At 67.7% G+C, this 21,917-nt stretch carries 16 protein-coding genes, 1 pseudogene and 1 riboswitch; of the genes and pseudogenes, 9 read left to right on the top strand and 8 right to left on the bottom strand.

The window, feature by feature from the left end; all coding sequences use genetic code 11:
- Positions 1-48: 48 nt before the first annotated feature.
- Positions 49-831 carry a carbonic anhydrase family protein gene (locus RZA67_RS11455; RefSeq protein WP_317212868.1) on the bottom strand — a complete coding sequence of 261 codons (783 nt, stop codon included), beginning with the start codon at positions 829-831 and terminating at the stop codon, positions 49-51.
- A gap of 95 nt (positions 832-926) precedes the next feature.
- Between RZA67_RS11455 and pbpC the strand changes: the two genes are divergently transcribed.
- Complete coding sequence (gene pbpC / locus RZA67_RS11450) at positions 927-3,311, top strand: penicillin-binding protein 1C (RefSeq protein WP_317212867.1); 2,385 nt, start codon at positions 927-929, stop codon at positions 3,309-3,311.
- Positions 3,312-3,350: 39 nt separating this feature from the next.
- Here pbpC and RZA67_RS11445 read toward each other — a convergent pair whose 3' ends face one another.
- Positions 3,351-3,830, bottom strand: a complete 480-nt coding sequence (locus RZA67_RS11445) for a peroxiredoxin (protein WP_317212866.1) — start codon at positions 3,828-3,830, stop codon at positions 3,351-3,353.
- A 263-nt stretch (positions 3,831-4,093) separates the two neighbouring features.
- Here RZA67_RS11445 and RZA67_RS11440 point away from each other — a divergent pair, with 263 nt between their 5' ends.
- Positions 4,094-4,987 carry a DnaJ C-terminal domain-containing protein gene (locus tag RZA67_RS11440; protein WP_317212865.1) on the top strand — a complete coding sequence of 298 codons (894 nt, stop codon included), beginning with the start codon at positions 4,094-4,096 and terminating at the stop codon, positions 4,985-4,987.
- Between the two features lie 76 nt (positions 4,988-5,063).
- Here RZA67_RS11440 and pilH read toward each other — a convergent pair whose 3' ends face one another.
- Positions 5,064-5,435: a twitching motility response regulator PilH gene (pilH, locus tag RZA67_RS11435; RefSeq protein WP_317212864.1), complete on the bottom strand. Its 372-nt coding sequence runs from the start codon at positions 5,433-5,435 to the stop codon at positions 5,064-5,066.
- A gap of 89 nt (positions 5,436-5,524) precedes the next feature.
- The gene (locus RZA67_RS11430) at positions 5,525-6,520 is read right to left on the bottom strand and encodes a YhdH/YhfP family quinone oxidoreductase (protein WP_317212863.1); all 996 of its coding nucleotides are present in this window, start codon (positions 6,518-6,520) and stop codon (positions 5,525-5,527) included.
- Positions 6,521-6,736: 216 nt separating this feature from the next.
- Here RZA67_RS11430 and hflK point away from each other — a divergent pair.
- The 5 genes and pseudogenes from hflK to RZA67_RS11405 all read left to right on the top strand — a co-directional run.
- Positions 6,737-7,708 (top strand): annotated as a pseudogene (gene hflK, locus RZA67_RS11425) (FtsH protease activity modulator HflK); the annotation flags it as partial.
- 155 nt (positions 7,709-7,863) lie between these two features.
- Complete coding sequence (locus RZA67_RS11420) at positions 7,864-8,727, top strand: protease modulator HflC (protein ID WP_317212862.1); 864 nt, start codon at positions 7,864-7,866, stop codon at positions 8,725-8,727.
- 280 nt (positions 8,728-9,007) lie between these two features.
- A complete protein-coding gene (locus RZA67_RS11415) occupies positions 9,008-10,300 on the top strand; it encodes an adenylosuccinate synthase (protein WP_317212861.1) in 1,293 nt (430 codons plus the stop codon).
- A gap of 170 nt (positions 10,301-10,470) precedes the next feature.
- Entirely contained in the window at positions 10,471-12,591 is a 2,121-nt protein-coding gene (locus tag RZA67_RS11410; RefSeq protein WP_317212860.1) for a methyl-accepting chemotaxis protein, read from the top strand.
- Positions 12,592-12,714: 123 nt separating this feature from the next.
- Positions 12,715-13,491: a hypothetical protein gene (locus RZA67_RS11405; protein WP_317212859.1), complete on the top strand. Its 777-nt coding sequence runs from the start codon at positions 12,715-12,717 to the stop codon at positions 13,489-13,491.
- Here RZA67_RS11405 and RZA67_RS11400 read toward each other — a convergent pair.
- Positions 13,488-13,667, bottom strand: coding sequence for a hypothetical protein (locus tag RZA67_RS11400; RefSeq protein WP_317214063.1), 180 nt, complete (start codon positions 13,665-13,667; stop codon positions 13,488-13,490). The two genes, RZA67_RS11405 and RZA67_RS11400, sit on opposite strands and share 4 nt — an antisense overlap.
- Before the next feature lie 18 nt (positions 13,668-13,685).
- Complete coding sequence (locus tag RZA67_RS11395; RefSeq protein WP_317212858.1) at positions 13,686-15,782, bottom strand: catalase; 2,097 nt, start codon at positions 15,780-15,782, stop codon at positions 13,686-13,688.
- A 118-nt stretch (positions 15,783-15,900) separates the two neighbouring features.
- On the opposite strand from RZA67_RS11395, the gene RZA67_RS11390 reads away from it, so the two are divergent.
- Together RZA67_RS11390 and RZA67_RS11385 are read left to right on the top strand one after the other, a co-directional pair.
- Positions 15,901-16,611, top strand: a complete 711-nt coding sequence (locus RZA67_RS11390; protein WP_317212857.1) for an AraC family transcriptional regulator — start codon at positions 15,901-15,903, stop codon at positions 16,609-16,611.
- Positions 16,612-16,692: 81 nt separating this feature from the next.
- Positions 16,693-18,066 carry an amino acid permease gene (locus RZA67_RS11385; protein ID WP_317212856.1) on the top strand — a complete coding sequence of 458 codons (1,374 nt, stop codon included), beginning with the start codon at positions 16,693-16,695 and terminating at the stop codon, positions 18,064-18,066.
- 68 nt (positions 18,067-18,134) lie between these two features.
- Here RZA67_RS11385 and RZA67_RS11380 read toward each other — a convergent pair whose 3' ends face one another.
- On the bottom strand, positions 18,135-18,407 hold the full coding sequence (locus RZA67_RS11380; RefSeq protein ID WP_317212855.1) for a hypothetical protein: 273 nt from the start codon (positions 18,405-18,407) through the stop codon (positions 18,135-18,137).
- A 348-nt stretch (positions 18,408-18,755) separates the two neighbouring features.
- Entirely contained in the window at positions 18,756-21,626 is a 2,871-nt protein-coding gene (gene gcvP / locus RZA67_RS11375; protein WP_317212854.1) for an aminomethyl-transferring glycine dehydrogenase, read from the bottom strand.
- A gap of 62 nt (positions 21,627-21,688) precedes the next feature.
- Positions 21,689-21,791: riboswitch (glycine riboswitch) on the bottom strand.
- Positions 21,792-21,917: the final 126 nt, after the last annotated feature.

Raw genomic sequence — 21,917 nt, 5'->3', positions numbered from 1 at the left:
GTCGATGGCCGGCGTGTCGAGGTCGTCCCCCGCGGGTCGACCTCGCCCTCAGTGGCCCGGTTCGTCCACCAGCGTGCGCTGGTTGAACGACTGCACCGGACGCGCGTTGTGCGGGAACACGAACCGCAGGGCATCGAGCTGCTCGGCCGACAGCTGCTGCGGCGTCATCTCCACGTTCCAGAGCACGCCTTCGGTGCACGGCGGTGTGGTCAGCGAGCCGGTGTAATGCACCACGTTCGAGTGCGCCGGCAGCAGGTCGGCCGGATCCAGCGCACTGTACAGGGCAATCCGCTCACCGGCATGGGAGAGCTCGCCAGGCGTGCGGTCGAACAGTTCGGCCAGGGCCGGGTTGGCGTCGCCGATGTCGTAGAACACGGCGACCACCGCGACCTTGCCCGAGACACTGGTGTGCACCAGATGCAGCTCCATGTCGTGGGCCTTGCCGTCGACGGTGTGTTCGCTGGGCGTGTGCACGTGGAACTGCGCCAGGGTGAAGGTTTCGCCGTCCAGCTCGATGCTGTTGAGCGGCTGCCCCTGCGGCGTGGCCTGCAGCGTATGCCCGTTGTTGATGACGGCGAACGGCACGCGGTGGTAGGCCGCCTTCAGCCGCTGCGCTCCCTCGTGCATGACCGAGCGGCTCCACAGATCGATGGGCGACTGCAGAGATCCTTTGCAGGCCGGCGCGATGGCCGCCCATTGTGCGGGCGAAGCCACATCATCGTAGCCCCAGTGCACCGGGGCGGCGTCGGCGGCAAGCGCGGCGGGGGCGATGGCCAGCGCGGCGGCGAGCAGGCCAGGGCGTACGCGCCGGGAAATGGACGTAAGCATCATCAGTGTGTCCTTGGAAGGGGAAGAAGAGCCGGTCTGACAGTGAGCTTGTCGCGTCGCGATGTGTCGCGTACGACGGTGAGCGGGCAGGTGCCAGCATGAGCACATGGTCCTCGGCCCGCCGGGCCGGACAACATCGTTCCGGTCCTATTTGCCAGGTGCTGCGCTGGTCGTGCGCGGCGGTGCTGACCGTTCTGCTGGTTCTTGACCTTGCGTTCCCGCCACCGCTGCCGCGCCAGGCCGATACCAGCACGCTGGTGGTGGCCGCCGACGGCAGCCCGTTGCGCGCCTTTGCCGATGCGGAGGGGGGTTGGCGCTACCCGGCCAGCGTGGAGGCGATCTCGCCACTGTATCTGCAGGCGCTGCTCGGGTACGAGGACCGCTGGTTCTGGCGCCACCCGGGCATCAACCCGGTCGCGCTGCTGCGCGCCGGGGGGCAGCTGCTGCGCCATGGGCGCATCGTTTCCGGCGGATCGACCCTGACCATGCAGGTCGCGCGCATTCTGGAGCCGCACTCACGCACGCCGTGGGGCAAAGCGCGGCAGATGCTGCGCGCAATGCAGCTGGAACTGCATCTGACCAAGCGTGAGATCCTCGCGCTGTACCTGCAGCGTGCGCCCTATGGCGGCACCATCGAAGGCGTGGAGGCAGCCAGCTGGGCCTATCTCGGCAAGTCTTCGGCGCGGCTGTCGCATGCCGAGGCGGCCCTGCTGGCAGTGCTGCCTCAGGCGCCCAGCCGGCTGCGACCGGACCGGCACCCCGAGGCCGCGCGGCAGGCGCGCGACAAGGTGCTGCAGCGCATGGCCGACCTGCAGCACTGGCGCCAGGACCAGATCGACGATGCGCGCATCGAGCCAGTGGTGACCCGCTCGCTCAGGCCGCCCCTGCATGCCGCACTGCTGGCCCAGCGCCTGCACGCCGAGCATCCGCGGCGCGCGCGCATCCAGAGCACCGTGGACATTGACCTTCAGCGCACGCTCGAAGCGCGGGTAGCGAGCTATTTTTCCACGCTGCCCGACCGCACTTCCGCTGCCTTGCTGGTGGTGGACAACCGCACCCTGCAGGCACGCGCCTATGTGGGCACGCTGGCCTTCGGCGACCGCCAGCGGCTGGGCCATGTGGACATGGTGCAGGCCTGGCGATCACCGGGCTCGACACTCAAGCCGTTCCTGTACGCGATGGCGCTGGATGACGGGCTGATCCATTCAGAGAGCCTGCTGGTCGATGCGCCACAGGGGTTCGGCGGCTACCGGCCCGGCAATTTCGATGCTGCGTTCAACGGTCCGGTGAGCGCGGCCAGCGCGCTGCGGCTGTCATTGAACGTGCCTGCCGTCGATCTGCTCGACCGCGTGGGTCCGGCGCGCTTTGCCGCCCGTCTTTCCCATGCCGGCATCGACCTGCGCTTTCCGCGCGGCAGCAGCCCGAACCTGTCGCTGATCCTGGGCGGGACCGGGGCGCGGCTGGAGGATCTGGTGGGCGCTTTTGCCGCGTTCAACCGTGATGGCATCGCCGGTCGCGTGCGTTACACCGAAGATGCTGCCCTGGTCGAGCGTCGGCTGGTGTCGCCCGGCGCCGCGTGGATCACGCGCGAGATCCTTGAGTCCAACCCGCGACCCGGGTATGGCAGCGGCACGTTCGAAGTGGCCGGGCGCCCGCGGGTTGCATGGAAGACCGGGACCAGCTTTGGCTTCCGCGATGCCTGGGCGATTGGCAGCACGCGGCATTACACCGTGGGCGTGTGGGTCGGCCGCCCGGACGGAACACCGCTGCCGGGCCAGTATGGCGCGGTCACCGCGCTGCCGCTGATGTTCGAAGTAGTGGACAGCCTGCCGCGGCAGCGTGGCGACAGCGAGGCCTTGCCGCCGCCGGCGTCGGTGAGCCAGGCCGATGTGTGCTGGCCGACCGGCGAGCTGGCACAGGGTCTGCCGGCGTCGGTATGCCAGCGCCGTCTGTCGGCATGGCTGCTCGATGGCAACGTGCCGCCGACCTTCGCCGAGCGCGAAGCGCGGCGCTGGCAGCCGGGGCGCCAGCGATACCAGCAGGACCGTGACAGTGGACGGCGGGTGTCGGCCGACTGCGCGCAGCCGCACGAGGTGGTGGATGCCGAGATCGCGCGCTGGCCGGCGCTGCTGTCGCCGTGGTTGTCCGCAGCGGCACGTCAGGCGTCGCAGCTTCCACCGCTCGCACCGGATTGTCGGGATGATGGCCGTGCCGCCGGTGCTGCGCTGCATGTGGATGGCCTCAACGACGGGGCAACGCTGGCGCCCGCGCCGAATGCACGCCACGGCGTGCGCCTGCAGCTGCGCGCGCTGGGCAGCGAGCAGGCCATCGACTGGCTGCTCGATGGCCGTCGGATCGGCCAGACCCGGGGCACGCAGCTGTTCACCGCGGAGTTCGAGCGCCCTGGGCGCTACACCCTGACGGCGCTGGCGGCCGACGGCGCCTGGGCCACCGTGCGTTTCCGCGTGCTGGCGTCACACTGAGTGCCGACCCGCCGCAGCGCCCGGCGGCCATGCCCGCGCTCAGGGCAGATGGGCGAGCACCTGCTCAGCGCCGGATACCGCGAACTGGCCGGGCTCCTCGACCCACAGGCCGCGAACCACGCCGTCATCGGCATACAGCGCGAAACGGCGGCAGCGCGCGCCCATGCCCGACGCACTGGCATCCAGTTCCAGCCCCAGAGCGCGGGTGAGCTCGCCATTGCCATCGGCCAGCATCAGCAGCCCATCGGGAACGTCCTGGCTGGCCGCCCAGGCTTTCATCACGAACGGATCGTTGACCGCCATGCAGTAGACCTCCACGCCCCTGTCGCGGAACCGGGCGAACTGCTCCACAAAACCGGGCAGGTGGCGTGCCGAACAGGTCGGGGTGAACGCGCCTGGCACACCAAACAGCACGACCTTGCGGCCGGCGAACAGGGCATGCGTATCCACCGTTTCGATGCCCTCGCGGATGCGCTTGAGCGTGGTTTCGGGAATCTGCTGGCCAACCTGGATGGTCATGGAAGCTCCTGGTACGTCGGCGGCGCGGGTGCCGCCGGGAAGGATGGGGCTGCACATTGAAATCCCGCGATGCGCGCCCAGATTCACTGCCAGAGCGTGCCTGCTGCCAACGGCAGTGTGGAGCGGCGCAGCGCGTTGGCGCATTGCGGTGGATCACATCATGGCCCAGACCGGCGTGCGCTGCACGGTCTGCACGGCTGGCGGCGCTAGAATGGCGACGGGCCGGCGCCGTACGGGGCCAGCAAAGCGAATGAGGTAGCGGGATGGAGTTCAAGGATTACTACGCCACCCTCGGGGTGGAGCCGGGTGCGGGCGATGCCGAGATCAAGACGGCCTACCGTCGGCTGGCGCGCAAGTATCACCCCGATGTCAGCAAGGAGACCGGGGCCGAAGACCGCTTCAAGGCCATCAACGAGGCCTACGAGGCGCTGCGCGACCCGCAGAAGCGCGCGGCCTACGACCAGCTGCGTGCGCAGGGCTATCGGCCCGGCGAAGAGTTCAATGTGCCACCGAACTACGGCGGTGGTGGGTTCAACTTCGAAGAGGTCTTCGGTGGCGGCGGTGCGGCCAACGGCGGCTTCAGTGATTTCTTCGAGAGCCTGTTCGCGCGCCAACGGGGTGCCGGCGGTGGCGGTCGCGGGCCCGGTTTCAGCAGTGGCGGTCAGGCGCCCAACCGCGATACGCGTGCCAGGCTGTCGGTGCCGTTGGAGGCTGCCTACAAGGGCGACTCTCTGCGCATCACGGTTAACGGCCGGCAGCTGGATGTGCGCGTGCCCAAGGGCATCCGCCCCGGCCAGGTGATCCGCCTGGGCGGGCAGGGCAACGACGGCGGCAATCTGCTGCTGGAAGTGGAGTACGCCGCGCACCCGCAGTTCGAGGTCGACGGCCGCAACATTCTGCACACCCTGCAGGTGACGCCCTGGCAGGCAGCACTGGGCACGGCGATCAGCGTGCCAACGCTGGGCGGTGCGGTGGAGCTGAAGGTGCCGGCCGGTTCCGAGGCTGGACGCAAGCTGCGCCTGCGTGGCCGCGGCCTGCCGGGCAGTCCGGACGGCGACCAGATCGTCGAACTGGAAATCGTCGCGCCGCCGGCCACCGACGAGGCGCAGAAGAAGGCCTACCGTGATCTGGCCAAGGCGTTTGGCGAGACCATCTGAAACCCCACCTGCCGGCCCTGATCGGGGCCGGCAGCATCGGACACGGGCGGCACGCCGCGCCGGGCTCGGGAGTCGCTCAGACGCGGGTGGAAAACACGCGTTCGATCACCTCGGCCAGTTCGTCCTCGGAGAACGGCTTGGTGATGTAGGCCTTGGCGCCCTGGCGCATGCCCCACATGCGGTCGGTGTCCTGGTCCTTGGTGGTGACCAGCACCACCGGAATATGCCGCGTGGCGGCATCGCGCGCCAGCGTGCGGGTGGCCTGGAAACCGTTGAGGTTGGGCATCACCACATCCATCAGCACCAGATCGGGCAGCTCGGTCCTGGCCGCTTCCACACCCGCCGCGCCATCGGTGGCGGTGAGGATCTGATGTCCCAGCTTCTCGACGATGCGCTGTATGCCCAGCAACTGCGACGGCGAGTCGTCGACGATCAGGATGCGTGCCATGGTGTTCCCCGGATGATGCCGACAGTGTAGTGCTGGCATCGGGGCAAGGTGAAGACGCGGCCCTGCCGTCCGTCGCCCGGTCGCTGCCTTCAGTCGATCCGGACCACGGTGCGGCCCTGTGAGCCGCCGCCGAGCATCTTCTCGAAGACCGCCGGCAGACCGCCCAGCTCGACCTCGGCTGTGCAGATCCGCTCCAGATGCGCGGGCTTCCAGTCGCTGCCAAGGCGCTCCCAGACCTGCTCACGCAGCGGACGCGGTGCATTGGCCGAGGACACGCCCAGCAGCGAGACGCCACGCAGGATGAAGGGCATGACCGTCATGTCCAGCGCCGGGCTGGCGGCCAGGCCGGCGCTGACCACGCTGCCGTAGGGCACGGTCTGCGCCAGCAGGCTGGCCAGCATCGGGCCGCCGGCGTTGTCCAGGCCGCCGCCGAAGCGGGCCGACTGCAGGGCGCCGGTCTCGCCCAGCGCGTCGCGGCCGATGACCTCGCTGGCACCGATCGAACGCAGCCAGGCCGCCTGTTCGGGCTTGCCGCTGACCGCGTGGACGCTGAAACCGGCGCGGCTGAAGATGTCCACGGCCAGGCTGCCGACTCCGCCGCTGGCCCCGGTGACCGCCAGCGGCCCATGCCCGGGAGTAAGACGGTTGTCGAGCAGGCGCAGCAGCGCCAGCGCGGCGGTAAAGCCGGCGGTGCCCAGCACCATGGCTTCGCGCGCGGTGAGTCCGGCCGGCTGGGCGATGACCGCGCTCGACTCCAGCCGCACATACTGGCTGTAGCCTCCGTCGCGCGTCTCGCTGAGGCCGCAGCCGGTGGCCAGCACCGCATCGCCCTCGTGCCAGGCCGGATCGGTGGAGGCCACCACGGTACCTGCCACATCAATGCCGCCCACCAGCGGGAAGCGGCGCAGGATGCGCCCCTTGCCGGTGCCGGCCAGCGCATCCTTGTAGTTCACCGAGGACCACTGCGCGCGGATGAGCACCTGCCCTGGCGAGAGCGCGTCGACCTGCATGGACTCCAGTCCGCTGCGGTGACCCTCGGGCTCCTGATGGATGCGGAAGGCGGTGAAGGAGTCGGGCGGGGACATCGGCGCTCTCATGCGGGGGACGTGATCGACACCATACCGGCTGTGCACGTGGACGGGCAGGGCGCAGGCCCCTGCGCGGACCCATCTGAATCGGTTCGTTCATCGTCGTGGCCCTTCCAATCCTGCTGGGCTGCCCCATCTTGTAGAATCGGTTACGGTTTACGGCTGGTGTCACGGGAAGGGCCCGTGGCGCGGCCCTATCAAGATGGAGCGTGCATGGCCTGGAATACACCCGGCGGCAACAGGGGCGGACAAGGTCCCGACGACACTCGACGCGGGCCTTCCCGGCCAGGCGGCGGCGGATTCGGCGGTGGTTGGGGTGGTTTTCCCGGTCCGTTGAAGGACATGTTCGATGGCGGCGTGGTGCGCTGGGTGGTGATCGCCCTGGTGCTGCTGCTGCTGTTTTCCAGCTTCCAGCTGATCGGCGAACAGCAGCGCGGCGTGGTCCTGCGCTTTGGCCAGTTCTCGCGCATCCTGCAGCCTGGCCCGAACTTCAAGCTGCCGTGGCCGATCGAATCGGTGACCAAGGTCAACGCGACCGAGATCAAGACCTTCTCGATTTCCGTGCCGGTGCTGACCCGCGACGAGAACATCGTCAACGTCTCGATGAACGTGCAGTACCGCATCGACGACCCGCGTCTGTACCTGTTCGGCACCTTCGATGCCGACCAGGTGCTGGAACAGTCCTCGCAGAGCGCGGTACGTGAGGAAGTCGGCCGGGCCGACCTCAATGCCGTACTGAACAACCGCGGCCCGCTCGCCACCGCTGCCGAGACCCGCCTACAGGCGCTGCTCGGTGCCTACCGCACCGGTGTGACGGTGACCGGCCTGACCCTGCCCGACGCACGTCCGCCGGAAGAAGTGAAGCCGGCCTTCGACGAGGTCAACGGCGCACAGCAGGTCAAGGAACGCCTGATCAACGAAGCGCAGGCCTACGCGGCCAAGGTCGTGCCCGAGGCCCGCGGCCAGGCGGCGCGCACCCGCACCACCGCCGAAGGTTACAAGCAGGCCGTGGTGGCCCGCGCCGAGGGTGACGCGCAGCGCTTCACCCTGCTGCAGGAGCAGTACAAGAACGCACCGGAGGTCACCCGCAAGCGCCTGTGGCTGGAAACCGTGCAGCAGGTCCTGTCGGAGAACCGCAAGATCATCGGGGGCGACGGTCGCCAGCTGTTGTACGTGCCGCTGCCGGGCCAGGAGCGCCCTGCCGGTGCGGCGGCGGTGCCGCTGTCCAACCCGGAGATTGCCGTACCGGCAACGACCGGCACCCCCGTGGAATCGCGTGATGCGGGACGGCCTGCCGGCCGTCCGGCTGGACGTCCGGCTGGCCGTGAGGAGGGCGCCCGATGAGAAACTCTCTGTGGATTGGTCTGGTGGTGGTGGCCCTGCTGGGGCTGCTGGGTTCGGTCTACGTGGTCCGTGAGGACCAGACCGGCATGGTGCTGAACCTGGGCAAGGTGGTCCGGGCAGACATCAAGCCGGGCCTGCACTTCAAGGTGCCGTTGATCGAGTCGGTGCGGGTGTTCGACCGTCGCTTCCAGGTGCTCGACACCACGCCGGCGCGCTACTTCACCGCCGAGCAGAAGGACGTCAGCGTCGACTTCTTCGCCATCGGCTACATCTCCAACGTTGGCGATTACTTCCGCGCCACCGGTGGTGATGCCCGCCTGGCCAACGCGCGTCTGGCGCCGATCATCACCGACTCGCTGCGCAACCAGATCAACTCGCGTTCGTTGCAGGAACTCGTGTCCGGTGACCGCAGCGAGCTGATCGCCGACCAGCTGGTGGGAATCAACGAGGCGGTGCAGGGGCTGGGCATGCAGATCATCGACCTGCGCATCAAGCAGATCGACCTGCCGACCGACAGCCAGGTGATCAACGATGTGTACGAGCGCATGCGCGCCCAGCGCAAGCAGGAAGCGGCCAAGCTGCGCGCCGAAGGCGAGGAGCAGTCGCTGACCATCCGGGCCCAGGCCGACCGCGAGAGCACGGTGCTGGTGGCCGAGGCAGAGCGTGACGCGCAGCGGACCCGCGGTGAAGGTGATGCCGATGCTACCCGCATCTACGGGCGTGCCGGCTCGGCCGATCCGTCGTTCTACGCCTTCTACCGCAGCCTGGAGGCGTACCGCGGCTCGATGACCGACGGTAATGGTGTCATCGTGCTGGACAAGAACGATCCCTTCCTGCAGTACCTGAAGAGCGATCGCTGAGGCCAGCGGTGAAGGGCCCGGTCGAGCCGGGCCTCATCCGGGGGCGGATCCGCCCTGCTGAGCGGCCGGTGAAGCCGGCCTGCGGCAGGGTGGCGCCGGCCCCTCCAAACCCGGATAATGCACAAAAGCCGGACGGGCCTCCCCGTTCGGCTTTTTCCGTGTCTGGGCCTTCCATCGCCGGTTGCTCCCCGTTTGGAGCGGCCATTGCCGCGCTGGCCAGCCCGTCCACGGTTCAACCGTCCGCGGCCCCGATGGCCGCAACAAAATCGAGGAGCCCGTCATGGGTCAGTCTGTCGTAGTGTTGGGTGCCCAGTGGGGCGATGAAGGCAAGGGCAAGATCGTTGACCTGCTGACCGAGGAAATCGGTGCGGTGGTGCGCTTCCAGGGCGGCCACAATGCCGGCCACACGCTGGTCATCAATGGCAAGAAGACCGTCCTGCACCTGATCCCGTCGGGCATCCTGCGTGACGACGCGCTGTGCCTGATCGGCAACGGCGTGGTGATCTCGCCGGCCGCGCTGCAGAAGGAAATCGCCGAACTGGAAAGCTCCGGCGTGGAAGTGCGTTCGCGGCTGAAGATCTCCCCGGCCGCGCCGTTGATCATGCCGTACCACATTGCCCTGGACCAGGCGCGCGAGCGCGCCGCCGGCGGCAAGGCCATCGGCACCACCGGTCGTGGCATCGGCCCGGCCTACGAAGACAAGGTGGCCCGCCGCGGCATCCGCATCGCCGACCTGCATTACCCCAGGCAGCTCGAAGAGCTGCTGCGCACGGCGCTGGATTACCACAATTTCGTGCTGACCAAATACCTCAACACCGACGCGGTCGACTTCCAGAAGACCTTCGACGAGGCGCTGGCCTTCGGCGAATACGTGCAGCCGATGAAGTCCGACGTGGCCGGCATCCTGCATGACCTGCGCAAGCAGGGCAAGCGGGTGCTGTTCGAAGGCGCGCAGGGTGCGCTGCTGGACATCGACCACGGCACCTACCCGTATGTGACCAGCTCCAACACCACCGTCGGCGGCGCGCTGGCCGGCGCTGGCGTGGGCGCCGATTCCATCGACTACGTGCTGGGCATCGCCAAGGCCTACGCCACCCGTGTCGGCGGTGGTCCGTTCCCGACCGAGCTGGACGATGACATCGGCCAGGGCATCCGTGACCGCGGCGCCGAGTACGGTGCATCCACCGGCCGCCCGCGACGCTGCGGCTGGATGGACATCGTCGCGCTCAAGCGCGCGGTGGCCATCAATGGCATCAGTGGTCTGTGCATCACCAAGCTGGACGTGCTGGACGGCATGGAGAAGCTCAAGGTCTGCATCGCCTACGAATATAACGGCAAGCGCACCGAGTACGCGCCGCTGGACGCGCAGGGCTGGGAAGAGTGCACCCCCGTCTACCTGGAGTTCCCGGGCTGGAGCGAGAACACTCACGGCATCACCAACTGGGATGACCTGCCGCCGGCCGCGCGCGCCTATCTGCGCTCGTTGGAAGAACTGGCTGGTTGCCCGATCAGCATCGTCTCCACCGGTCCGGACCGTGACCACACCATGGTGCTGCAGGACCCGTTCGCCTGAGCCGGTGGCGGTAAGCCCTGCTGATCAACACGGAAAGCCCCGCGCAAGCGGGGCTTTCTGTTGCTGGCCCGGGCACGCCGCGCCGGCGCACGCCGGGTCTTCACCGGCCCTCTACAGGCCGGCGTGGCGCGGCCGATAACAGGGCACTCCCCTTCGTTTGGTACACCGTGATGGATTTCTTGAGGAACGCCAGGGTCGTCTGGCGTCTTGGCATGGGCTTTGGCCTGCTGCTGGTGCTGGTGACGGCTGTGGTCATCACCGCGATGACCGGCAACGCGGCGCAGAAGCGCGCGATGCATCAGTTGACCGAGGTCAGCATGGCCAAGGTGCGTCTGCTGTCGGACATGCTCGATGCCAACAACGAGATGCTGGTGGTCCGGCGCGAGATGCTGATCCGTGAGGGTAACGGCCTGGCCGAGGACGAGGCCCGCATCGCCGCCCTGGTCAAGCGCTATGAAGCGAGCTGGGCGGCTTACCAGGCACTGCCGATGGATGCGCAGAGCAGGGCGTTGATCGATACCGTGGCGGCCAGGCGTTCGCTGGCACGTCCGCTCAACAAACAGGCCGGCGCGTTGATGGCGCAGGGTGACTATCCCGCTGCGGTGGCACTTACCCTTGGTCAGGTGCGCGAAGCAGCTGCCGCGTGGAACAAGGCGCTGGCCGATGGCGTGGCCCATGAGGAAGCCACCGCACGCACTGCGGGCGCCGCCGCGGTCGCGCTCGGTGAGCGTAATCAGACGATCCTGCTGGTGCTGGGTGCCATTGCCCTGGTGGTCGGTGTGCTGGCGTCGGTGCTGATCGCACGCAGCATGACCGCACCGCTGGCGCGGGCGGTGCAGCTGGCCGACCGGATGGCCAAGGGTGAGTTCGAACAGGACTTCCGTCTCGGTGGCCGTGATGAGCTGACCCGGCTGGGTCAGGCGATGGGAAGCGTCCGCGACAACGTGCGTGCCGCGATCAGCGCGCAGCTGGACATGGCCCAGCGCCACGAAGCAGGGCAGATCAGCTACCAGCTCGAAGCGGACGCCTTCCCGGGCGACTTCGGTCGCATGGTGGCGGCCACCAACCACGTGGTGAAATCGCATGTCGACGTGCAGTTCCACATGGTGGAGGTGATGGAGCGCTATGCGATCGGTGATCTGAGCCCGGACCTGCGCGATTACCCAGGGGAAAAGGCCGTTCTCAGCCGGACCATGGCCACGGTCAAGGGCAATCTGGTGGCCATCAGCCAGCAGATCGATACGCTGGCTGAAGCAGCCCAGGCCGGCGACTTCAGCGTGCGCGGCGACGAAGCAGCGTTCCAGTACCAGTTCAAGGGCATGGTGGCACGTCTGAACGCGATGATGACCGGCGCCGAGCGCAGCATCGACGATGTCTCGCAGGTGCTCACGGCGATTGCAGCGGGCGACCTGGGTACGCGCATGCAGGGCCAGTACCACGGCGTGTTCGCGCGGATGCGCGATGACGCCAACCGCACCTGCGACCAGCTGACCGGCATCGTGCAGGGCATCCAGGTCGCGGCAGGCAACATCGATACCGCCGCCCAGGAGCTGGCTGCCGGCAACGCCGACCTGTCGCGCCGCACCGAACAGCAGGCGGCGAACCTGGAAGAGGCAGCCGCCTCGATGGAAGAGCTGACCTCCACGGTGCGCCAGAACGCGGAGCTGGCCAACCAGGCCGACCGTGAGGCACACGCCGCCGGTGACGCGGTGCGCGCCACCGAGCAGTCGATGGCGCAGATGGCAACGGTGATGCGTGAGATCGACCAGTCATCAGCGCGGATTGCCGAGATCACCTCGGTGATCGATGGCATTGCATTCCAGACCAACATCCTGGCCTTGAACGCGGCCGTGGAAGCGGCACGTGCCGGTGACAACGGGCGTGGGTTTGCAGTGGTCGCCAGCGAAGTGCGCAGCCTTGCCCAGCGGGCCGGTGTCGCGGCCAAGGAGATCAAGGATCTGATCGATGTGGCCAGCGACAAGGTGCGCAGCGGGCTGGCGGTGACGGTGGAATCGGAGGCGGCGATCGCCCGTCTGGCATCAGCGAGCGCGCGCACCAACCAGCTGATGAGTGACATTGCGGCGGCCACCAAGGAGCAGGCGGCCGGCATCGAGCAGGTCAACCAGGTGGTTGTGCAGATGGACCAGGTCACCCAGCAGAACGCTGCGCTGGTGGAAGAAGCCACAGCGGCCAGCCGCTCGCTGGAGGAACAGGCCCAGGCGCTGACCAGTTCGGTGGCGGTGTTCCACCTGCAGGCCCAGACGGGTCCGCGGTTGGCCGCCGCCGCGTAACGAACGGCGCGGTAGTGCCGGGCTCTGCCCGGCACGGGATGCTTCCAGGCCACGTGCCGGGCAGAGCCCGGCACTACCCGGCCTGCCCGTTTTCGGCGATGCTCGCGTTTCAGGGAGGAGCCCATGCGCCGTACGGACAAGCAGGTGAGGCAGGACACACCCCCGGAACCGGCCACCGACTGGTCGCTGGTTCCGGTGGTCGATGGCAGCGACGACGCGCTGGTCATGCGCGCGCTGCGCCGGCTTGGTCGCGAGCCGGCACTGCTGGTCACCACCGGGTATCTGCTGGTATCGCTGCTGGGGCTCTGGTGCAGCTATTGGTTTTACCGCGGCTTTGGCCTTTCCATTCTCGATTATCTGCAGGCCAGCGATTTCCTCGTGGCGGGATTGCGCGACCCGATGTACGCGCTGTTGCTGGTCGTGGGCATGCTGGCGGTCGCGCTCTGCAACTGGCCCGATACCCTGCGACGGCGCAATGCCGGCAAGCTTGAGCAGCTCCGTGCACGCGGCTGGGGCTGGCGCATGCTGCTGTCGCGCTCGGTGTTCACCAGCTGGGATCTGACCGGGATGCGCCCGCTCACGGCGATGACCGGCGCGGTGGCCCTGCTGATGGCGCTGTGCGCGGCCCGTTACGTGATGGGCAAGGGCGAGGCGATCCGCACCGAGGGCAGTGGCGAGGTAGTTACCGTGCACCTGAGCGGCGACACCGCTGCCTTGCCGGGCACAGCGCGGCTGCTGGGAACCAGCAGCGCCTTCATCTTCCTCTGGTGGCCGCAGCAGCGGCGCGCCGAGGCATTGCCGGTCTCCGCCGTGCGGCGGCTGCAGTCGCCGGCAATCACCGCACGTCCGATTCCTCCGGTTGCGCCAGCGCGGCCGGTCGCCGCGCCGGCGCCGCACTAGCTCTTCTTGCGGCCGCTCCCGCTGCGTTTGCCGCCACCATCCTGCTTGTTTACCGTGGCCCAGGCGATGCGCTCGGCGGTGCCGGCACTGGCGCCGCGTTCGCGCTCACTCTGCTCGATATGCTCGGCCTGGCGCTTCTGCTTGTCGGTGTAGGCCGATTTGTCTCCGCGTGGCATGTCGGTGCTCCGGTCGGGTCAGGCCAGCAGGCGCAGCGAGGGCTCGCGCGACCATTGGCGGGTGCTGGCAGCCTTGACGAAGGCCGCCGGTTGCGTGGCCTCGACGATGCCTTCGTCGTTGCCGACGTTGGCTGCCTGCAGCAGCACCTTGCCGCCCTCGTCGTGGGCCAGCGCCTTCAGATGTGCCCAGGCATGGCTGGCAAAGTCGATGGCGGCCGCTTCCTTGGCCAATGCCTTGCCGGCCTCGGCACTGAGCACGATGGCGACGGCGTCGAAAACTTCCGACGGCGTACCGGCGAGCTGGCCGTCGGCTTGCTGATGGCTGCCATCGCTCAGGCGCGCGCCGCCCACCTTGGGGGCGACCAGCGTGACCGCTGCGCCGGCTTTCTGCACGGCTTGTTTCAGCGCACCAAGCAGTGCAGCGTCGGAGCCTTCGTCAAACAGGATGCCGATGCTGCGGCCGGCGAGCGTCTCCAGGCCGCGGCCGATCACCCGCACTTCCGGTGCCGGCGGCAGGTCCTGTGCCGGCATGGCAGCGGGCGCGGGCTCGGGCAGCGCGGTCATGCCAAGGCCATCGGCGACGCGCTGGGCCAAGGTGTCATCGATGTTGCGCAACTGGCTCACCGTGCGTTCGCGGACCTTGGCGGTCTCGACCTTGGACAGCTCGAACACCAGCGCCGAGGCCAGATGCGCCTGCTCCGGCGCCTCCAGACTGCGGAAGAACATGCGGGCCTGGCTGTAGTGGTCGGCAAAGCTGGCAGCACGGGTGCGCCCCTTGCGTCCGTCGTCGGCGGTGGCGTGGCTGGTGAAGCCGCGCGGCGTCCCGCGCGGGCTGTCGTCCTGCAGCGAGCTGGGCTCATAGGCCACGCGGCCCTTGGGCACCTGCATCTGCATGTGCCCATCGCGCTGGTTGTTGGCAAACGGGCAGCGCGGCGCGTTGATCGGAATCTGGTGGAAGTTCGGACCGCCCAGGCGGCTCAGCTGGGTGTCGAGGTAGGAGAACAGGCGTCCCTGCAGCAGCGGATCGTTGCTGAAGTCGATGCCCGGCGGCACGTTGGCCGGGCAGAAGGCCACCTGCTCGGTTTCAGCGAAGAAGTTGTCCGGCCAGCGGTCCAGCACCATCCGCCCGATGACCTGCAGCGGCACCAGCGATTCGGGCACGATCTTGGTCGGGTCCAGGTGGTCGAACGGGAACTGCTCGGCTTCCTCCTCGGTGAACAGCTGCACGGCCAGCTCCCATTCCGGGAAGTCGCCGCGGCTGATCGCCTCGAACAGGTCACGCCGGTGGAAGTCATTGTCCGCGCTCTGCAGCTTCAGCGCTTCGTCCCAGATCGTCGACTGCAGACCCTGCTTCGGCCGCCAGTGGAACTTGACGAAGGTGGAGTTGCCGTCCTCGTCGAGCAGGCGGAAGCTGTGCACGCCGAAGCCTTCCATCGTGCGCAGCGAGCGGGGCAGGGTGCGGTCGCTCATCGCCCACATGATCATGTGCATGGACTCAGGCATCAGCGAAATGAAATCCCAGAACGTGTCATGCGCACTGGCCGCCTGCGGGAAGGCACGGTCCGGCTCCATCTTCACGGCATGGACGAGGTCGGGGAACTTCATCGCGTCCTGGATGAAGAACACCGGGATGTTGTTGCCCACCAGGTCCCAGTTGCCTTCCGGGGTGTAGAACTTCACCGCGAAGCCGCGCACATCGCGCGGGGTGTCCACTGAACCGGCGCCGCCGGCCACCGTGGAGAAGCGGGCGAACACCTCGGTCCGCTTGCCGGTCTCGGTCAGCACCTTGGCCCGGGTATAGCGTTCCAGCGAGTGGGTCAGCTCGAAGTAGCCGTGCGCGCCGCTGCCGCGTGCATGCACGATGCGCTCGGGAATGCGTTCGTGATCGAAGTGGGTGATCTTCTCGCGCAGGACGAAATCTTCCAGCAGCGTCGGTCCGCGCGGTCCCTGGCGCAGCGAATTCTGGTTGTCGGAAACCGGAATGCCCTGGTTGGTGGTCAACGGCGGATGGCTCCCGCCGGCCTGCTGGTGCAGCTCGCCACCTTCGCCGCGCTGGGCAGTGGCGGGCACGTTGTCGGAAGCGGCGGGCGTGCCGTTGGGCTTGCTGGCGGCCATCTGATTCTCCAAAGGGGGATGGATAAAGAACAGTCCCCACAGTGGCCGGAGCGATGTTAAGCGGGAGTCCCATGCGGGTGAACGCGCAGGCAAAACCGTGCTCAGGTATCCTTCCCCGATGCGTGTTGAGCCTGCCGACATCGAAGCCCTGTTCGACGCGATCCCGGACGTGTTGTTCTTCATCAAGGATTGCCAGGGGCGCTACACCCACATCAACCAGACCATGCTGCGGCGTCTGGGTCTGAAGTCGCGCAAGGAGGTCATCGGTCGCACCGCAGCGGAGATCTATCCCACCGGTCTGAGTGCTGACTACGCCGAGCAGGATGCGCGTGTGCTGGCCGGTGATGTGATCGAGAACCTGATGGAACTGCACCTGTTCGCCAACCGGGAGCCCGGCTGGTGCCTGACCTGCAAACGGCCGCTGGAAGTGGACGGCCAGGTACAGGGGCTGATCGGCATCTCGCGCGACCTCGGCCAGAAGCACAGTCTGGGTGCGCAGTACGAGCAGCTGCGGCTGGCCCTGGCCCACCTCAACGCGCATTACGCGGAAAACGTGCGCATGCAGACGCTGATGGACATTACCGGGTTCTCGCTGTCCAAGCTCGAGCGCAGCTTTCGCAAGGTCTTCCAGATGACGCCGCAGCAGGTGCTGAGCCGGCTGCGCATCCAGATGGCGATGCACCTGCTGCACAGCAGCGAAAGCATCGCCAGCATCGGCCAGGCCTGCGGCTTCAGTGACCAGAGCGCGTTCACCCGCAAATTCAAGGCGGAAACCGGGGTATCGCCGCGCGCCTACCGGGCCCGCATCAGCGAATTGGCCGGCAGCTGAGCAGACAGGCCATCGGTCCTATGCCACGGCGCGCCCGGACAAGGTAATGTGACGGCCTTGTTGCCGCATACGTGCCCCTCGATGCCAGCCAATCCATCTTCCGCCGCACCCACTCCCTCTCCGCGTCCGGGCCATGCGCTCAAACCGCGCCAGCTGATCATGATGGGGCTGGGCAGCGCGATCGGCGCTGGCCTGTTCCTGGGCTCCGGTGTTGGCGTACAGGCGGCAGGCCCGGCGGTGCTGCTCTCCTACCTGCTGGCCGGCGCGCTGGTGATCATCGTGATGAACGCGCTGGGCGAGATGGCAGCTGCCAAGCCCACCAGCGGTGCGTTCTCGGTCTATGCAGCCGACGCCATGGGCCCGACGGCGGGGGCCACGGTTGGCTGGCTGTGGTGGATCCAGCTGGTCATCGTCATCGCCGCTGAAGCAGTGGGTGCCGCTGGCCTGCTGGCCCAAGTGTGGCCGGTGCTGCCGGTGCCGTGGGTGGCGCTGGGGTTCATGCTCCTGTTCACTGCGATCAACCTGCTGGGCGTGCGCAACTTCGGCGAGTTCGAGTTCTGGTTCGCCATTCTCAAGGTGCTGGCCATCCTCGGCTTCATCGCGGTCGGCGCGGCGCTGCTACTGGGCTGGCTGCCGCAGGTGGCCTCACCCGGGCTGAGCAACTTCACAGCCCACGGCGGGTTCGCGCCGCAGGGGCTGGCCGGTATCGGTGCGGCGCTGCTGGTGGTTGTGTTTGCCTTTGGCGGCACCGAGATCGTGGCGGTGGCCGCAGCGGAAACCGAGGACCCCGAGCGCAGCATCGCCCGTGCGATCCGCACGGTGGCCTGGCGCATCCTCGTGTTCTACATCGGCTCGCTGAGCGTCATCATCGCCGTGGTGCCGTGGAACAGCCCGGCGCTGAACTCACCGTTCGCTGCCGTGCTCGAAGTGGCCAATATTCCGGGAGCGGCCACGGCGATCACGCTGATTGCGGTGATCGCGCTGCTGTCTGCGCTCAATGCCAACCTCTACGGCGCGTCGCGGATGATCTACTCGCTCGCGCAGCGGCGCGAGGCGCCGGCCGCACTGGGACGTGCCGATGCGCGCCAGGTGCCGATGCTGGCCGTGCTCGCCAGCGTGCTGTTCGGTTTCGCGGCCGCGGTGATGGAGCTGCTGTTCCCGGGCAAGGTCCTGCCGGTGCTGCTCAACATCGTCGGCTCGACCTGTCTGCTGGTGTGGACGTTCTCGCTGCTCTCGCAACTGGTGCTGCGGCGTCGCGCCGACCGCAGCGGCGTGCGGCTGCCGTTCCGGATGGCCGGCTTCCCCTGGTTGACCTGCATCGCGTTGGCGATCCTGGCGCTGATCTTCGCCCTGCTGCTGGTCGGTGAGCAGACCCGCTTGCAGTTCCTGGCGATGGTCGCCCTAACCGCGGTCGTCGCACTGGCCAGCAACGTGGCCCGCCGCCTGCGCGGCTGAGCCGCGATCAGAACGGAACGCGGCCCGCGCAGGCGGGCCGTGTCCGTGTTCTTCAGCGGGCGGCCGACTCAGGGATTGGGACCGCCGTCGTCGCCGCCATCGCCATCATCGCCGCCGTCGCCATCCCCGTCATCACCACCGTCGTCACCGCCGCCGGCAAGACAATCCTTCAGGTCGGTGAAACACTGCATGATGTTGCCCGACATCAGACACTGGGCGAATTTGACGAAACACTGGGCTTCGGCCCCGCCTTGGGGGCCTGCGTTGCCGGCCAGCGCAACAGGGCTGCTGAGTGCTGCGCACAGCAGCAGGGGCACTGCGATCAGGGAACGAGCGGTCATGAGCATTCTCCAGTTCAATCGTGGGCATCGGCTCAGCTGGGCCGGTGCAACGGATGCCTCGGTGCGGGAAGCATCGTCGCGACACGGGTTGTCGCGACGGAACTGATCATCGGCTGCCGGGGCGCCGTCGCCCGCACCAAGGTGTGACCGTGCGCCCGCTTTGGCGGGAGAATTCTGCTTTCGTGACGGGGCTGGCTGTGCGCCTATGCGCCGCCGCCCGTTTCAGACGTGTCCGGCCACGCATCTCCCGCGAGGGCCAGCGAGAAGAAGCGAGCGTGCGGAGAAAACCTACGCGTCGATAGCGACAGCGTGGGGCGTGACGGGTCAGGCCCGCCACGCCCGCGCAGATCACACCGCTTCGACCTCGTCGTCGCGGTAGGCGTCCACCGGAATGCAGGCGCACATCACGTTCTTGTCGCCGTAGACGTTGTCCACGCGCGCAACCGGGGGCCAGTACTTGGCCAGCTTCAGGCTGGGCAGCGGGAAGGCCGCCAGCTCACGCGGATAGGCGTGGGTCCACTCGCTGGCGGTGACCGCCGTGGCGGTGTGCGGCGCGTTCTTCAGCGGATTGTCCTCGCGGTCGAGGCGACCATCTTCGATGGCGGCGATTTCCTGGCGGATCTGGATCATCGCGTCGATGAAGCGGTCCAGCTCATGCAGGGACTCACTCTCGGTCGGTTCGACCATCAGCGTGCCCGCCACCGGGAAGCTCAGCGTCGGCGCGTGGAAGCCGAAGTCGATCAGGCGCTTGGCCACGTCCTCGGCACCGATGCCGCTGGTTCTTTCCAGCGGGCGCACGTCCAGGATGCACTCATGGGCCACCAGACCGTTGCGGCCGGTGTACAGCGTGCGGAAGTGCGGTGCCAGGCGCCTGGCGATGTAGTTGGCATTGAGCTGGGCGACCTGGGTCGCCTTGCGCAGGCCGTCGCTGCCCATCATCGCGATGTACATCCAGCTGATCGGCAGGATCGAGGCGCTGCCGAAGCTGGCCGCCGAGACCATGCCGACCGCGCCGTTGTCGCCCAGCTTGCCGGGAAGGAACGGCGCCAGGTGCGCCTTGACCGCGCACGGGCCCACGCCCGGACCGCCGCCGCCGTGCGGAATGCAGAAGGTCTTGTGCAGGTTGAGGTGGGACACGTCCGAGCCCCACTTGCCCGGCTTGGCCACACCGACCAGGGCGTTCATGTTGGCACCGTCGGTGTACACCTGGCCGCCGTGCTGGTGGATGATCTCGCAGATCTCCACCACTTCCTCCTCGAACACGCCGTGCGTGGAGGGGTAGGTGATCATGATCGCGGCCAGACGGTCGCTGTACTTCTCGGCGTTGCGGCGGATGTCCTCGACATCGACGTTGCCATTGGCATCGGTCTTGGTCACCACGACCTTCATGCCGCACATCTGCGCCGACGCCGGGTTGGTGCCATGCGCCGAATCCGGAATCAGGCAGATATCGCGATGGCCTTCGCCGCGCGAGCGGTGGTAGGCGCGGATGGCGAGCAGGCCGGCGTACTCACCCTGCGCGCCGGAATTGGGTTGCAGGCTCACCGCATCGTAGCCGGTGCATTCGACCAGCATCGCTTCGAGCGTCTCGATCAGTTCCTTGTAGCCCAGCGCCTGGTCGGCCGGCACCAGCGGGTGGATCTGCGAGAACTCCGGCCAGGTCACCGGGATCATCTCGGCGGTGGCGTTGAGCTTCATGGTGCACGAGCCCAGCGGGATCATCGTGCGGTCCATCGCCAGGTCCTTGTCCGCCAGCGAACGCAGATAGCGCAGCAGTTCGTGCTCGCTGTGGTGCGTGTTGAACACAGGATGCTCGAGGAAGCGCGACTGCCGCAGCAGGCCGGCCGGCAGCGCATCGGCAGTGCTGGCATCGAGCGCATCGACATCCACCTCGGCACCGAACAGTGCGCCGAGCGCGACGATGTCCTCGCGGGTGGTGGTTTCATCCAGGCTGATGCCCAGCGCGCCGCTGTCGATGCCGCGCAGATTGTAGCCGGCCGCACGGGCCTTGGCATGCACGCTGTCGGCGTCAACGCCGGTGATGTGCAGCGTATCGAAGAAGTCGCTGCCGACCTGCACGCCGGCCTTGCCCAGCGCAGCGGCCAGGATCGCGGCCAGACGATGGGTGCGGCGGGCAATCCGGGTCAGGCCTTCGGGGCCGTGGTACACCGCGTACATGGAGGCCATCACCGCCAGCAGCACCTGCGCGGTGCATATGTTGGAGGTGGCCTTCTCGCGGCGGATGTGCTGCTCACGCGTCTGCAGGGTCAGGCGGTAGGCCGGCTTGCCTTCGGCATCGATCGACACGCCGATCAGGCGGCCCGGCATCGAGCGCTTGTAGGCATCGCGGCAGGCCATGAACGCGGCGTGCGGGCCACCGAAGCCGAATGGCACACCGAAGCGCTGGCTGTTGCCGACCACGATGTCCGCGCCCCACTCGCCGGGTGCGGCGAGCAGGGTCAACGCCAGCAGGTCGGTGGCCACGGCCACCAGACCGCCACGCGCATGGACCGCGTCAACCAGAGCCTTGTAATCGCCAACCTGGCCGAAGGTGTCCGGATACTGCAGCAGCAGGCCGAACGCTTCGGCTTCCATGGCCTCGGCCGGGGTGCCAACGCGCAGCACGATGCCCATCGGCTCGGCGCGCGTGCGCAGCAGTTCCAGCGTCTGCGGGTGCACGGCGTCGTGCACGAAGAACACGTCGGACTTCGATTTTGCCGAGCGCTTGGCCAGCGTCATCGCTTCGGCCGCCGCGGTGGCCTCGTCCAGCAGCGAGGCATTGGCGATTTCCATGCCGGTCAGGTCGGCGCACAGGGTCTGGAAGTTGATCAGCGCTTCCATGCGGCCCTGCGAGATTTCCGCCTGGTACGGGGTATAGGCGGTGTACCAGGCCGGGTTCTCCAGGATGTTGCGCAGGATGACGTTCGGCGTATGGGTACCGTAGTAGCCCTGGCCGATGAAGCTGCGCAGCACCTTGTTCTTGTCGGCAATGGCACGGATCTTTGCCAGCGCCTGCACCTCGGTCATCGAACCGGGCAGGGCCAGCGGCGCCGGCGACTTGATCCGGGCCGGGACGATCGCGTCGGTCATCGCATCCAGCGACGCGTGGCCGAGCACGTCGAGCATCTGCGCGATCTCGGCGTCGTTGGGGCCGATGTGACGCTCCACGAACGCATTGGTGTGTTCGAGCTCACGCAGGGTAGGGGTGTTCTGGGACATGGCAAAGGATCCGTCAGAGAGGGCGCACGCACGGGCACAAGCCGCCGGCTGGCGGACTTGCGGGGCGCCCCTCTGTCCTTTTGCCTGAGAGTTTAAAAGCGCGGCTGGCCGCAGCTTCGTGCCCCTTCGGCGCCGGATAACACCGGTCTCTCCAGAGTTTTGATGCAGGTGGTATCGGGCCTGAGCGATTACGGGCGTTGCGCCTTCGGCAGCGGTGTTCCGCTTCTCCCACCGTGTTGCCTGTCGATTATAGCCAGCCTGCGCGCCGCGGTGGCGGATGAATGGCGCATG

The sequence above is a fragment of the Stenotrophomonas sp. C3(2023) genome (genome assembly GCF_032911385.1).
Lineage (GTDB): Bacteria > Pseudomonadota > Gammaproteobacteria > Xanthomonadales > Xanthomonadaceae > Stenotrophomonas.
Note: the sequence above shows the minus strand (reverse complement) of the source record. Positions and strands in the feature narration are given on the sequence as shown.

Bases quoted from the DNA above. Each gene is read 5' to 3' on its own strand.
- RZA67_RS11455 (WP_317212868.1), bottom strand. From the start codon at position 831: ATGATGCTTACGTCCATTTCCCGGCGCGTACGCCCTGGCCTGCTCGCC.
- pbpC (WP_317212867.1), top strand. From the start codon at position 927: ATGAGCACATGGTCCTCGGCCCGCCGGGCCGGACAACATCGTTCCGGT.
- RZA67_RS11445 (WP_317212866.1), bottom strand. From the start codon at position 3,830: ATGACCATCCAGGTTGGCCAGCAGATTCCCGAAACCACGCTCAAGCGC.
- RZA67_RS11440 (WP_317212865.1), top strand. From the start codon at position 4,094: ATGGAGTTCAAGGATTACTACGCCACCCTCGGGGTGGAGCCGGGTGCG.
- pilH (WP_317212864.1), bottom strand. From the start codon at position 5,435: ATGGCACGCATCCTGATCGTCGACGACTCGCCGTCGCAGTTGCTGGGC.
- RZA67_RS11430 (WP_317212863.1), bottom strand. From the start codon at position 6,520: ATGTCCCCGCCCGACTCCTTCACCGCCTTCCGCATCCATCAGGAGCCC.
- RZA67_RS11420 (WP_317212862.1), top strand. From the start codon at position 7,864: ATGAGAAACTCTCTGTGGATTGGTCTGGTGGTGGTGGCCCTGCTGGGG.
- RZA67_RS11415 (WP_317212861.1), top strand. From the start codon at position 9,008: ATGGGTCAGTCTGTCGTAGTGTTGGGTGCCCAGTGGGGCGATGAAGGC.
- RZA67_RS11410 (WP_317212860.1), top strand. From the start codon at position 10,471: ATGGATTTCTTGAGGAACGCCAGGGTCGTCTGGCGTCTTGGCATGGGC.
- RZA67_RS11405 (WP_317212859.1), top strand. From the start codon at position 12,715: ATGCGCCGTACGGACAAGCAGGTGAGGCAGGACACACCCCCGGAACCG.
- RZA67_RS11400 (WP_317214063.1), bottom strand. From the start codon at position 13,667: ATGCCACGCGGAGACAAATCGGCCTACACCGACAAGCAGAAGCGCCAG.
- RZA67_RS11395 (WP_317212858.1), bottom strand. From the start codon at position 15,782: ATGGCCGCCAGCAAGCCCAACGGCACGCCCGCCGCTTCCGACAACGTG.
- RZA67_RS11390 (WP_317212857.1), top strand. From the start codon at position 15,901: ATGCGTGTTGAGCCTGCCGACATCGAAGCCCTGTTCGACGCGATCCCG.
- RZA67_RS11385 (WP_317212856.1), top strand. From the start codon at position 16,693: ATGCCAGCCAATCCATCTTCCGCCGCACCCACTCCCTCTCCGCGTCCG.
- RZA67_RS11380 (WP_317212855.1), bottom strand. From the start codon at position 18,407: ATGACCGCTCGTTCCCTGATCGCAGTGCCCCTGCTGCTGTGCGCAGCA.
- gcvP (WP_317212854.1), bottom strand. From the start codon at position 21,626: ATGTCCCAGAACACCCCTACCCTGCGTGAGCTCGAACACACCAATGCG.